The 12,111-nt window shown below is 72.4% G+C and carries 11 protein-coding genes; 5 read left to right on the top strand and 6 right to left on the bottom strand.

The features are described 5' to 3' along the window. Window positions 1–139 precede the first annotated feature (139 nt). Window positions 140–673 carry an EF-hand domain-containing protein gene (locus tag OHA30_RS07300; RefSeq protein ID WP_328912977.1) on the top strand — a complete coding sequence of 178 codons (534 nt, stop codon included), beginning with the start codon at window positions 140–142 and terminating at the stop codon, window positions 671–673. A 206-nt stretch (window positions 674–879) separates the two neighbouring features. On the opposite strand, the gene OHA30_RS07295 is transcribed toward OHA30_RS07300, so the two are convergent. Beyond that, a complete protein-coding gene (locus OHA30_RS07295; protein WP_328912976.1) occupies window positions 880–1,749 on the bottom strand; it encodes a methyltransferase domain-containing protein in 870 nt (289 codons plus the stop codon). A gap of 406 nt (window positions 1,750–2,155) precedes the next feature. Here OHA30_RS07295 and OHA30_RS07290 point away from each other — a divergent pair, with 406 nt between their 5' ends. Next, a complete protein-coding gene (locus OHA30_RS07290; protein ID WP_328912975.1) occupies window positions 2,156–3,127 on the top strand; it encodes a helix-turn-helix domain-containing protein in 972 nt (323 codons plus the stop codon). Window positions 3,128–3,161: 34 nt separating this feature from the next. Here the strand turns inward: OHA30_RS07290 and OHA30_RS07285 are convergent, their stop codons facing one another. Beyond that, on the bottom strand, window positions 3,162–4,475 hold the full coding sequence (locus OHA30_RS07285; RefSeq protein WP_328912974.1) for an enolase C-terminal domain-like protein: 1,314 nt from the start codon (window positions 4,473–4,475) through the stop codon (window positions 3,162–3,164). 143 nt (window positions 4,476–4,618) lie between these two features. On the opposite strand from OHA30_RS07285, the gene OHA30_RS07280 reads away from it, so the two are divergent. Continuing rightward, a complete protein-coding gene (locus tag OHA30_RS07280) occupies window positions 4,619–5,476 on the top strand; it encodes an NAD-dependent epimerase/dehydratase family protein (RefSeq protein ID WP_328912973.1) in 858 nt (285 codons plus the stop codon). 76 nt (window positions 5,477–5,552) lie between these two features. Here the strand turns inward: OHA30_RS07280 and OHA30_RS07275 are convergent, their stop codons facing one another. Together OHA30_RS07275 and nadA are read right to left on the bottom strand one after the other, a co-directional pair. Beyond that, window positions 5,553–6,467: a GNAT family N-acetyltransferase gene (locus OHA30_RS07275; protein ID WP_328912972.1), complete on the bottom strand. Its 915-nt coding sequence runs from the start codon at window positions 6,465–6,467 to the stop codon at window positions 5,553–5,555. A 141-nt stretch (window positions 6,468–6,608) separates the two neighbouring features. After that, window positions 6,609–7,808 carry a quinolinate synthase NadA gene (nadA, locus tag OHA30_RS07270; protein ID WP_328912971.1) on the bottom strand — a complete coding sequence of 400 codons (1,200 nt, stop codon included), beginning with the start codon at window positions 7,806–7,808 and terminating at the stop codon, window positions 6,609–6,611. Window positions 7,809–8,054: 246 nt separating this feature from the next. Here nadA and OHA30_RS07265 point away from each other — a divergent pair, with 246 nt between their 5' ends. Continuing rightward, window positions 8,055–8,408: a HesB/IscA family protein gene (locus OHA30_RS07265; RefSeq protein WP_328912970.1), complete on the top strand. Its 354-nt coding sequence runs from the start codon at window positions 8,055–8,057 to the stop codon at window positions 8,406–8,408. Window positions 8,409–8,536: 128 nt separating this feature from the next. On the opposite strand, the gene OHA30_RS07260 is transcribed toward OHA30_RS07265, so the two are convergent. Both OHA30_RS07260 and OHA30_RS07255 read right to left on the bottom strand, forming a co-directional pair. Further along, a complete protein-coding gene (locus OHA30_RS07260; RefSeq protein ID WP_328912969.1) occupies window positions 8,537–10,300 on the bottom strand; it encodes a hypothetical protein in 1,764 nt (587 codons plus the stop codon). Window positions 10,301–10,472: 172 nt separating this feature from the next. Then, window positions 10,473–10,688, bottom strand: coding sequence for a hypothetical protein (locus OHA30_RS07255; RefSeq protein WP_328912968.1), 216 nt, complete (start codon window positions 10,686–10,688; stop codon window positions 10,473–10,475). A gap of 205 nt (window positions 10,689–10,893) precedes the next feature. On the opposite strand from OHA30_RS07255, the gene OHA30_RS07250 reads away from it, so the two are divergent. Then, window positions 10,894–11,871 (top strand): carbohydrate kinase family protein, encoded by a 978-nt coding sequence (locus tag OHA30_RS07250; protein WP_328912967.1) that lies wholly within the window; start codon window positions 10,894–10,896, stop codon window positions 11,869–11,871. The last annotated feature ends 240 nt before the right edge of the window (window positions 11,872–12,111 follow it).

Genomic DNA, 12,111 nt, shown 5'->3' with positions numbered 1-12,111 from the left:
CTCGTACGTGAGAGCGGCCGATTCACCCTTTGTGATGAACGCTCATCATTTTGGCGGACGTACTGACCGCTACCCTCCCATAGTGAAAATGGCTGCTCAAATCGTAGCCCAGCCATAAACCGGCGAAAGGTGAGGCACGATGCGGACGGAAGCAATCAACCGAGTCAAGCTGGTGTTCAATCTGTTCGACGTCGACGGCAGTGGATTTCTGGAGGCCGACGATTTCGACCTCATGAGCCAGCGCGTCGTCCAGGCCGTGCCCGGCGCCGACGGCCTCGCGCGGAACGCGATGCTGGCCGCGTTCCAGAAGTACTGGACGACGCTGGTCACCGAGCTGGACGCCAACCACGACGGCCGGATCAGCTTCGACGAGTACACCGCCTGCGTCCTCGCCCCCGAGCGCTTCGACGCGGCCATCGCCCAATTCGCCGAATCGCTCGCCGCATTGGGGGACCCGGACGGTGACGGACTGGTCGAACGCCCGGTATTCGTCGCCCTCATGACGGCCATCGGATTCGCCCTCCCCAACATCCACGCCCTCTTCGACGTTTTCGGGCCGACGGATTCCGATCGGATCACCGTGCCGATCTGGGTCGCCGCCATCAAGGAGTTCTACCACCCCGACAAGGCAGGCATCGCGGGCGATCACCTGGTCGCGATCCCGGCGGTCTGACCGGGCCGCACACGACGCCCGACGCCCGACCCACGACACGCGAGAGGGCCGGGGACGGGAGCGGCGGATCGTACGTATGACCGTACGATCCGCGACGCGCCCCCGCCCCCGGCCGGCCGTGCAACGAGCCCTACAGCGAGCCGTGCAACGAGCCGAGCCCCGAGCCGGCCACCCCGCCCCCGCGAGCAGCCGGCCCGAGGCCCCCGTCACGCCTCCTTACGCCCCCACGCCGTCACCACCGTCAGCGACAGGTCGTGGAAGCTGGGCGCCGCCAACTCCCGGTACGCCGCCTCGAAGTCCGCGTCCGCCGCCAGCCCCGCCGCCACCATCGCCGGGCGCGACTGCTCCAGACACAGCTGCCACCACTGCGCCTCGTTGTCACCGCCGTGGATCAGCTGAACGCGCGCGTCGAACCCGACGTCACCGAGCCCCGCCCGCTGCAACGGCACCGGCAGCGTCCTGGCCCACACCGTGTCCGTACCCACCGACCGTTCGAGGTGGGTGCGGAAGGCGTGCATCACCGTGCGGTAGGCCGGGTGCGGGGAGTCCATGACCGAGAAGGACGCGGGCTCCTCCACCAGCAGTACGCCGCCGGGCCGCAGCCACTGTACGAGCCGCGCGATGGCCCGGTCCGGATCGGGCAGATGGACCACCACGTACCGGGCGTGGATGAAGTCGAACGACCCGGCCGGGAAGTCCTCGGTGTACATGTTGTGCCGCAGCACCCGTATGCCCTGCTCGGCCAGGTCGTCGAGATACGTGGTGTCCAGGTCGGTCACGGTCACCCGCGCGCCCTGCCCGGCCAGCCACCGGGCCACCGACCCCCGGCCGCCGCCGACTTCGAGCACCTCGTCGCCCGGCTTGAGGCCGAGCGCCTGTAAGCGGGCGCGGGTCGGCCCGTCCAGCACGGACTGCAGAAGGTCGAGCCGCTGCTGCTCGCTGCCGATCGCGTGGCTGAACATCCCCTCGCTGTAACGGTCCTGCGTCCACTCGCACCGGCCTTCCGCCGTCTGCGCTTCCGTCGGCTTCCGCTTCTGCTTCTGTTTCTGCTCCGTGGAAGAGGCATGCGTGTTCATGGGGGGCGGTCTCCTCTGCTGGGGCGGGCGTTGAGACAAGGGCAGGTCGCGCACGTACATACGAAAGGCCGGCGGGACACACCCCTACCGACCACGACAACAGGACCGAGAACGCAGCTACGTTCGCAGCCCCTCGCGCCGAACGGTACGTTTCCACCGATATTGGCTCAAACTCACTGCGGATCGCCGCCCTCCGCCTGCCTCCCCTCGTCGAACGCCCACCGAACGCCCGCCGAACACTCGCCCAACGCCCGCCGCGCGATCCCGCGGCCGTCCACCGCTCAACCATCCCGTCGCCCGCGGGTGACTACCCGGCCGCCGGTGGCCGGAAGCGAGAGGGACCGCCCGGCTCCGTAAGCCCCGCGCCGGTCGCACCGGTTAAAGTCGCGCCAAGGGGGTGCGACGAATGATCCAGACGCTGTTCCGGAGCGAGGACCTGCCGCCGGAGGAGCGGCTGAGCCGCCTCAGCGACCTCTGGGTCAACAGCGCGCACCCCATGCGTCCGGTCAGCGACACCTCCGAGGACCTGCGGGCGACCATACGCATGCTGGACCTCGCGGCCGTGAACGTCGTGGAGTTGACGGTGTCGACCTTCGACGTGCTGCGCACACCGAAGCTGATCCGCCAGGCCGACCCGGAACTGCTCTCGGTCATGCTCTCCCTGGACGGAAACGTCGTCGTGAGTCAGTCCCGCCGCGACGCGGTGCTGAACCCGCAGGAGTTCGCGCTGTACGACAGCTCGCGGCCCTTCCGGCTGCGGATCGTCCCGGGCGGTGAGACGGCGACGCTGGTGCGCGCCCATCTGCCCCGGGCGACGCTGGGGCTGTCGGGCCACGGCCTGGCGCGGTTGCTCGCCACGCCGCTGTCCGGGCGGACGGGGTTCGGGGCCCTGCTGACCCGGTTCCTGGCGGAGATGACCACCGACTCCACCGCCTACCGGACCGGCGACCTGCCCCGGCTGGGCGCGCTCGCGCACGACCTGCTGACCGCCGTCGTCGCCCACCACCTCGACGCCGACAGCGCCGTGCCGGAGGAGTCGCAGCAGCGCACCCTGCTGCTGCGCGTCGAGACGTTCGTACGGCAGCACCTGCACGACCCGGAACTGTCACCGGAGACCGTCGCCGCCGCCCACCACATCTCGGTCAGCTATCTGCACCGCCTGTTCCGGACCCGCGAGGTCACCCTCGCGGCCTGGATCCGCCAACAGCGCCTCGAACACGCCCGCCGTGACCTCGCCGACCCCGTGCAGCGCGACGTACCCATCCACCGGATCGCCGCCCGCTGGGGTTTCAAGGACCACGCCACCTTCACCCGGGCCTTCCACTCCGCGTACGGCGCCCCGCCCAAGGACTGCCGCCAGGTCCCCGTCCCCGTCTGACCGCGAACGGCCGACCGGCCCGACTCCGGCAGCACTAGGGCGCGTTGAGCCCGCCGTCGGGGTGGCGGACGCCCACCGCCCACCGCTCGTGGAGGAACTTCGTGGGGGCGTACCGCGCCGCCGCGGCCTCGTCCAGGTCGACCCCCCACCCCGGCGCGTCCGACGGATACAGGTGGCCCTCCCGCACCACCGGCGTCCCCGGGAACACCTCGTGCGTCGCCTCGTTGTACGTGTGCGACTCCTGGTAGCCGAAGGCCGGGGTCGAGATGTCGACCGCCAGATTCGCCGCCACACCGACCGGCGTGATGTCACCAGGGGAGTGGAACGCCGTCCGCACACCCACCAGTTCGGCCAGCGCCACCAGCTTGCGGGTCGGGGTGAGCCCGCCCACCGCCGACGTGTGCAGCCGCAGCAGATCGATCCCGCCGTCCCGGATCAGCCGCATCGCGTCCGTCACGCTGCCGATCTGCTCGCCCACGGCGATCGGCACCGGGGAGGCGGCCCGTACCTCCGGCAGCCGGTCGTAGTGCTCGGGCGCGATCACGTCCTCCAGGAACGACAGCCCGTACGGCTCCAGCGCGCGGGCCAGCACCACCGCCTGCTTGGGCGTCAGCCGGCTGTGCACGTCGTGCATCAGGCTGACCTCCTCGCCCAGCCGCTCCCGCGCCGCCTCGAACAGCCGGGGTGTGGCCCGCAGATACGCCGCCACGTCCCACCCGTCCGGGTGCGGCGAGCGCGGATAGCCGCCGCGGGTGCCCGGAGCCCCGTACGTGCCCAGGCCGGGTCCGCCGACCTGGAGGCGGATGTGCCGGTAGCCCTGGGCGAGCAGCGCCTCGGCCTCGTCCAGTGTCTCGTCCACCGTGCCGCCGGCCGCGTGCGTGTACACCTCGACGGCGGCCCGGCTGCGCCCGCCGAGCAGTTCGTACACCGGCATCCCGGCCCGCTTGCCCGCGATGTCCCACAGCGCCTGGTCGACGCCGGACAGCGCGTTGTTGAGCACCGGCCCGGCCCGCCAGTACGACGAGTAGTGCACCATCCGGGTGATGTCCTCGATGTCCGCCGGGTGCCGTCCGACGACCAGCGGCCCGACGTGCTCCTCGACGGCGGCGACGACGGCCGCGTACCGCTGGGTGAAGGTGGCGCACCCGAGGCCGTAGAGCCCGGGCTCCGAGGTGTCGACGCGTACGACGACCAGGGGCAGCCCCTCGGGCGCGGTGACGATCGCGCGCACGGCGGTGACCCGCAGCCCGTCGCGCGGCGCCCAGGGCGGGGTGGCCTGCGGCAGCGCGCCCGAGGCGTCGAGCAGGCGGTCGGGACCCGGGCTGGTGGGGTCGGAACCGGTGGTCATGGAAGTTCTCCCGTTCGTCGGACGGGACTCGATGCTAGGGGCATGTTAAATTTCCCGCACCCCCCGCCTCGTACCGCCGTGCCCGGCCCGTGGTTCCGGCCGGCCCACCGTGGCGCCCTCGCCGCGCCGAGAGGAAGTGCACCGTGAAGGTCCTGGTCACCGGGGCGGGCGGCACTCTGGGCCGCGAGATCGTCGCGCACCTGGGCGGCGCGGGCTGGAGCGTACGGGCGCACGACCGTACGCCGCTCGACCCCGCCGTCGCCGACGAGGTGCTGACCGGTGAACTCCTCGACCGCGAGCTGCTGGCCCCCGCGCTCGACGGTGTGGACGCGGTCGTGCACGCCGCCGCCCTGCCCTCGCCATACGTGGCACCCGAGCACGAGGTGTTCGGCAGCAACATCCAGGGCGCGTACCTCGTGCTGGACGCCGCGGGCCGGGCCGGGATCGGGCGGGTCGTCAACATCTCCAGCCTGTCCGCCAACGGCTTCGCCTTCTCCCGGCACGGCGTGTCCCCGCGGACCGTCCCGGTCACCGAGGAGCACCCCTTCGTCGGCGACGACGTGTACGGGCTGTCGAAGTACCTCGGCGAGACCGTCGCCGCCGCCGTCAGCCGCCGCTACGGCACGACCGTGGTCTCGCTGCGCTTCCCCTTCCTCGGCACGGGGGAACGGCTCAGCCGCCACATCGCCCGGGTGCACGAGGACCCGGGCTACGACTCGGGCTCGCTGTGGGGCTGGCTGGACAGCCGCGACGCGGCCCGCGCGATCGGCGCGGCGCTGACCGCCGGGATCGACGGCCATCCGGTGATCAACGTCGCCGCGCCGGACACCACCGCGCTCGAACCGACCGCGGAACTTCTGCGGCGCTACCACCCGACCGCCCGGCTCACCGAGCCGGTCGACGGCTTCGCGGTGCCCTTCTCGCTGCGCCGCTGCCACGAACTGCTGGACTTCGCCCCCGTCCACACCTGGCGGCCGGCGGCGGGCGGGCGGACGGCGTGAAGGGCCGGGGTAAGGACCGCCGTGCCAGGCGGGAGCCCCTTACCGGGTAAGGACCGCCGCTCTGGGACGGCACCCCTTACAGCAGATCGCTCGACGGCAGATACGGCATCGGCGGCCGCATCCCCCGTAAGCACACATAGCCCGCGTTGACGACGGCCAGACCCGCCGCGATCCCCACGTCCACCGCCCAGTCCTGCTCGGCCGTCAGATGCCTGACCCGCACCGACCGCCCCTGCGGCATCGTCAGCAGCGCCGCCGTGAGCAGCCGGGTGGCCAGCCGGCGGGAGGTGGCGGCGAGCAGTTCCACGCCGTCGTCGTCCGCGTAGCAGTAGCCGCTGCCAGCCAGGTCGTCCACCACGAACAGCCGGTGGGTGCGCAGCAGTTCCTCGTGGTCGGCGCCGTGCGCGCCGCCCCGGGTGCGCCGGTCCACCGAGTCCATCATGTCCCGGTGCCTGGCCGTCCCCCCGTGCACGGCGCCGTCCAGCGGCTTGAGCCCGGTGGGGTCGACCGGCCCCAGCAGCCGCATCGCGGGGTGCAGGGTGAAACCGGCCCTGCGGCAGGTACGCGCGGCCACCGGATGCCGCGGGCAGCAGATGATGCCGCGCAGACAGGCCCGCCCGTGCACCAGCGCCCGCGCCAGCAGGGCCTTGCCGACCCCCTTGCCCTGCGCGCCGGGCACCACGGCCAGCAGCGACAGCCCCCAGGTGCCCTCCCGCCGGGTCGACAGCGCCACGCCCACCGGGCCCGCCGTCTCGTCCTCGGCGAGCCAGCAGCCCCCCGGGTCGGTCCGGGCCAGATGCCGGAAACGGCCGTGCTCGCGGGCCAGGAACTCCGCCGTCGGCGCGGCCTCCGGCGTCGGTACGGACTTCGCCGCGGGCCCCGCGCCGGGCGTCTCCACCGTGAGGGGGTTCGGGGCGCCGAAGGCGGCGGCCGTGATCAGCCGCACGACCTCGGCGTCCTCTTCGTCGTCACGTACCGGTCGAAGGATCACCGGTCCATCTTCCCGGCAGCGGCCGGGCCGACGCCAGCGCCTTCGGAAAGGCCGAAGGGCCGAAAGACCGGAGAGCCGAAGGGCCGGAGAGCTGAAAGACCGGAGAGCCGAAGGGCCGCAAGGCCAAGGCGCCAACAGCGGCTACGGCAGCGCCAGCATCTGCTCCAGCGCCAGCTTCGCGAAGTGTTCGGTCTCCGCGTCGACTTCGATGCGGTTGACCACCTTGCCGTCGGCCAGCGACTCCAGCGTCCACACCAGGTGCGGCAGGTCGATCCGGTTCATGGTCGAGCAGAAGCAGACGGTCTTGTCCAGGAAGACGATCTGCTTGTCGGGGTGGGCCTTCGCCAGCCGCCGTACGAGGTTCAGCTCCGTGCCGATCGCCCACGCCGAACCGGCGGGCGCGGCCTCCAGCTGCTTGATGATGTACTCCGTCGAGCCGACGTAGTCCGCGGCGGTGACCACCTCGTGCTTGCACTCGGGGTGCACCAGCACATTGACCCCGGGGACACGGGCCCGTACGTCCTCGACCGACTCCAGCGAGAAGCGGCCGTGCACCGAGCAGTGGCCGCGCCACAGGATCATCTTCGCCGCGCGCAGCTGCTCGGGGGTCAGCCCGCCGCCCGGCTTGTGCGGGTTGTAGACGACACAGTCCTCCAGGGATATCCCCAGGTCCCGTACGGCGGTGTTGCGCCCGAGGTGCTGGTCGGGCAGGAAGAGCACCTTATCGCCCTGGGCGAAGGCCCATTCCAGCGCGCGCTGGGCGTTGGACGACGTGCAGATCGTGCCGCCGTGCCGCCCGGTGAACGCCTTGATGTCCGCCGAGGAGTTCATGTACGACACCGGCACGGTGACGTCGGCGATCCCTGCGTCGGCCAGCACGTCCCAGCACTCGGCGACCTGCTCGGCGCTGGCCATGTCGGCCATCGAGCAGCCGGCCGCCAGGTCGGGCAGGATCACGCGCTGCCGCTCGGAGGTGAGGATGTCCGCGGACTCGGCCATGAAGTGGACACCGCAGAAGACGATGTACTCGGCCTCGGGCCTGGCCGCCGCGTCCCTGGCGAGCTTGAAGGAGTCACCGGTGACGTCGGCGAACTCGATCACCTCGTCGCGCTGGTAGTGGTGGCCCAGGACGAAGACCTTGTCACCCAGCCGGGCCTTGGCGGCCCGGGCGCGCTCCACCAGGTCCGGGTCGGACGGCGCGGGCAGGTCGCCCGGGCAGTCCACTCCGCGCTCACTGCGGGGATCGGACTCGCGGCCGAGCAGCAGCAGCGCGAGCGGCGTGGGCTGTACGTCCAGCGGGTCGACGTCCAGCGTGTCTGTCGGCAATTCGGTGGTGGTCACGGGCCGGGAGCCCTTTCTTTGCAGAGCAGACCTTTTCGTCTACTTGACGCTATCTATCATAACCCGTTCGTGTCAGATTGACGATGCCGGTTTCGTCAATGTGACGCATCCCGCTGAGGGATGCCCGAGCCGGGCCGCCGTGTGCGAGCATGGAGACGAATTAGTCGCAGCGGACCCGGAATGAATCCGAGGGAGCACCGGTTAGCTACCGGTAGCCAGCAGTCCGTACAACCCGGGAGTGAGCACATGACGGTTCAGGACGAGACCACCACGACGGACGGCATCCTCCTGTCCGACGCAGCCGCGGGGAAGGTGAAGAGCCTGCTTGAGCAGGAGGGCCGCGAAGACCTCGCGCTGCGGGTCGCCGTCCAGCCCGGCGGTTGCTCGGGCCTGCGCTACCAGCTCTTCTTCGACGAGCGGTCGCTCGACGGCGATGTCGTCAAGGACTTCGGCGGAGTCAAGGTCGTCACCGACCGGATGAGCGCCCCCTACCTGGGCGGCGCCTCCATCGACTTCGTGGACACCATCGAGAAGCAGGGCTTCACGATCGACAACCCGAACGCCTCGGGCTCCTGCGCCTGCGGCGACTCGTTCCACTGAGTCCTGGCCCCGGGCCGAGTGCGAGCCTGAGGCCGCGCTGAATCATTCGCGCGCGCCGAAGGCCGTACCGCACGGACGGAAGCGGCGGCACCCCCACCGGGTGCCGCCGCTTTTTGTGCGACAACCGGTCACTGTCCCTTGACCGGCTGCCCGTCCGAGGTGTCCACGACCGTACGGCTGCCCAGCGGCGCGCCCAGTACGACCTTCTCGTTCTCACTGCGGGCGATGAGCGCGCAGACCGCGCCCGGCTTCTTCGCCGTCGCCGTCACCGTGACCCGCACCTGGCTCCCGCTCTCGCTCGCCGAGGCCCGGTAGGTGTCGCACACCCCGCCCCAGAAGGTGAGCGTGAGGGTGTCGCCGCTCACCCGGTAGCCGTTGACCGCCACCTTGCGCGGCGCACCCGGGGCGACCGGGGTGACGGGTACGTCGGGGCCGCCCGGGTTCACCGTCGGCGCGGGGTCGGCCGGGCCGGTCGGGTCCGCGGGGCCGCTGGACACCGGGCCCTGGAGAAGCGACGGGTCCACGGCCGGCTGCGCCACCACCGCCGTACGGCTCACCCCGGCGGGCGCGGTGTCGAAGAGCCAGGCCGGCACCAGGGCCTGTGTCCCGTCCAGGTACTCCAGCGCCAGCCCGAAGCGCGCGCCGCGCACCTGGACGGGGTGGCCGTTGCCCGGCGCGCACGTGACGACGCGGGGGAGGGTGCGCGGAAGGGTCTTGTCCTGGCCGGGCGTGGTGGGGCCGGCTGTGGCGTGGCCGGGCGGCAGGGCGGGCCCGGACCGGCTTGGTGCGGGCCGGGCGGGCGCGGCGGTGCTGCTCCCGTCCGAATCGCCCGGCTGCGGCGGTGTGCGCGGCTTCATGGGCTTGACGGGCCCGGCCGTCGGCACCCGGCAGGACACGATCCCGTGGTCCGGATGCTCGACCGACGTCCCGTTCAGCTCCTTGAGCGCCTCGGCCGCGCCGACGACGGGATAGCTGTCGCCCTTCGTGAGCGCCGCCAGCCGTCCGTACCCCGCCGTGATCACCCCGTCCGGGCCGACCTGCACCGAGGTGGTCCAGCCGTGCGTGGGGAGCCCGCCCACCAGCGGGTCGGCGCTCACCGTACGTACCGCGCCCACCGTCTGCCCCGCGTCCACGACCCGGCTCGCGTCCGTCCGGGCGCCCGTCAGCCCGAGGCCGTGGAGCAGGGGCCCGGCCACCGCCTTCGCGCGCGCCTCGGAGACCGGCGGAGAGCCGCCGGCCCACCCGGTGGAGCCGGTCGGCGCCGCCTGGTCCTGCCGGGTCGCGCCGGGACCCGCGCCTTGGACGGACCGCGCGCCGGCACGGCTGTACGACCAGGTGCCCGGCGCGTCCTTGCCGACCAGCAGCGCCGGGCCGGCGCCGTCCGCTGTCCCGTTGCCGTCCGCCGTACCGCCGAGGACCCGCCATGTACCGCCGTCCGAGGTGACCGGGCCGTCCATTCCGAGCAGCGCGGCCAGTTTCCGTACGGCCGTCTCGCCCACCTCGCCGCGCGCCCGGTAGACGGACGCCGACGCCGGGCCCTTCGGCAGCGTGCCGGTCAGCTCATAGGTGGAACCGCCGATGACCGCCGGGCCGCCGGTGACCGTTCCCGGTGCCGGGCCGCCGGTGACCGTTCCCGGTACGCCGGAGCCGTCGATCCGCAGCGGCGCGGGCAGCGCCTGCGGCTTGTCGTCGCTCCTGGCGCCGTCCGATCCGCCCGCCGAGGCCGCCGCCCACCAGGCGCCGCCGCCCCCGGCCAGCAGTACGGCGGCGGCCACCGCCACCACGGCGAGGCGCGGTCCGCGCTTCGTGGGGCCGTCGGGCGGCCGGTGTTCGTCCGGCGTCCCGTCGGCAGGGTCCTCACCGGCGCTGTCGTCGTCGCGTTGGGTGCTCACCGCGTACTCCTTCGGCTCCCGTTGACGTCAGGTGCCGATGTGACGCGGCGGCCCGCTTCCCGGTTCCCCCGCCCGGGGGAACCTCCCCCGGGCGGGGGACGGCCGGGCGGGGTGAATCAGCGGGCCGGGCTACGGGCTGCGCGTGTCGCGGGGAGCGCCGGGCGTGACCGCGTCAGGCGCCGTACTCCGCCATCCCGCGCACTGCCTGCGCGGAAGCGGCCGGGACCGTGATCCCGTGCAGGCCGGCCGGGGGGACCGCGGGCCGGGCCGCGGTAGCGGGCGTCTGCCAGTGCTCGGCCATCCGCCGGCAGTCGCCGATCATCTGTTCCAGCGAGTCCGGATCGGCGAGCGAGGAGGAGGGGAGGGCGACGGGCGGCTGTGACCTCATATTTCGACCCTAAGCACGGAGCGGCGAAGGAGAAAGCCCTACTATCGGGTAGTTCCGTGGCCCGCCGGCCGTCGGTTGTCGCGGATGACCGGCACCTCCGGTGGCCATCCGGCATCCTTGCTTCGTTCACCCGAACTCACCCGGATCGCCGAGTTCACCCGAGCCACCCGTCCGTACGATCCCGTTCCCCCAGGAGCCTGCCACCGTGCGTATCGCCGTCACCGGATCAATCGCCACCGACCACCTGATGACCTTCCCCGGGCGGTTCGCCGACCAGTTGGTCGCGGACCAGCTCCACACGGTGTCGCTGTCGTTCCTTGTCGACGCCCTCGACGTGCGCCGCGGCGGGGTCGGCGCCAACATCTGCTTCGGCATGGGCCAGCTCGGCACCCGGCCCATCCTGGTCGGCGCGGCGGGCAACGACTTCGGCGAGTACCGGGCCTGGCTGGACCGGCACGGCGTGGACACCGCGTCCGTACGGATCTCCGAGGTGCTGCACACCGCCCGCTTCATCTGCACCACCGACCAGGACCACAACCAGATCGGCTCCTTCTACACCGGCGCGATGAGCGAGGCGCGGCTGATCGAGCTCCAGGCCGTCGCCGAGCGGGTCGGCGGCCTCGACCTGGTGGTGATCGGCGCGGACGACCCGATGGCGATGACCCGCCACACCGAGGAGTGCCGTACGCGCGGGATTCCGTTCGCCGCCGACTTCTCCCAGCAGATCGCCAGGATGAACGGCGACGACATCCGGGTCCTGGTCGACGGAGCGGCGTACCTGTTCAACAACGAGTACGAGAAGGGGCTCATCGAGAGCAAGACCGGCTGGACCGCCGAGGAGATCCTGGACCGCGTCGAGACCCGCGTCACCACGCTGGGCGCGCGGGGCGTACGGATCGAGCGCAAGGGTGAGCCCGCGATCGAGGTCGGCTGCGCGGAGGAGCAGGCGAAGGTCGACCCGACCGGCGTCGGCGACGGCTTCCGCGCGGGCTTCCTGTCCGGACTGGCGTGGGGCGTCGGCCTGGAGCGGGCGGCGCAGGTCGGGTGCATGCTGGCGACTCTGGTCATCGAGACGCTGGGGACGCAGGAGTACGAGTTGCGGCGCGGGCACTTCATGGATCGGTTCACGAAGGCGTACGGGGACGAGGCGGCGGCGGAGGTCCGCACCCACCTCCGCGGCTGACCCTCCGGGCCACCCGCGACCCCCGGCCTCCGGCCCGGACCTCAGCGCCCCGCTCGAGGTGAGCCCAGCCGGCCTGGCGCCGGGCCGCGACCCCTCCGGGCTGGGGGCGGCGGGGGCGCCCGGCCCACGGCTGGCGCAGCGCCGGTCCCTCGGCGGGGCCGGGCCCCGGCGCGCCCGCCCGAGGTGAGGCCAACCCGGCCGGACCCCCGGCCCATGGCGCAGGGCCGCGACCCCGCCGTT

This window comes from Streptomyces sp. NBC_00223, assembly GCF_036199905.1.
In the GTDB taxonomy this organism is placed as follows: Bacteria; Actinomycetota; Actinomycetes; order Streptomycetales; family Streptomycetaceae; genus Actinacidiphila.
The sequence above is the reverse complement of the archived record's forward strand: the minus strand, read 5'-3'. Positions and strand labels throughout refer to the sequence as shown.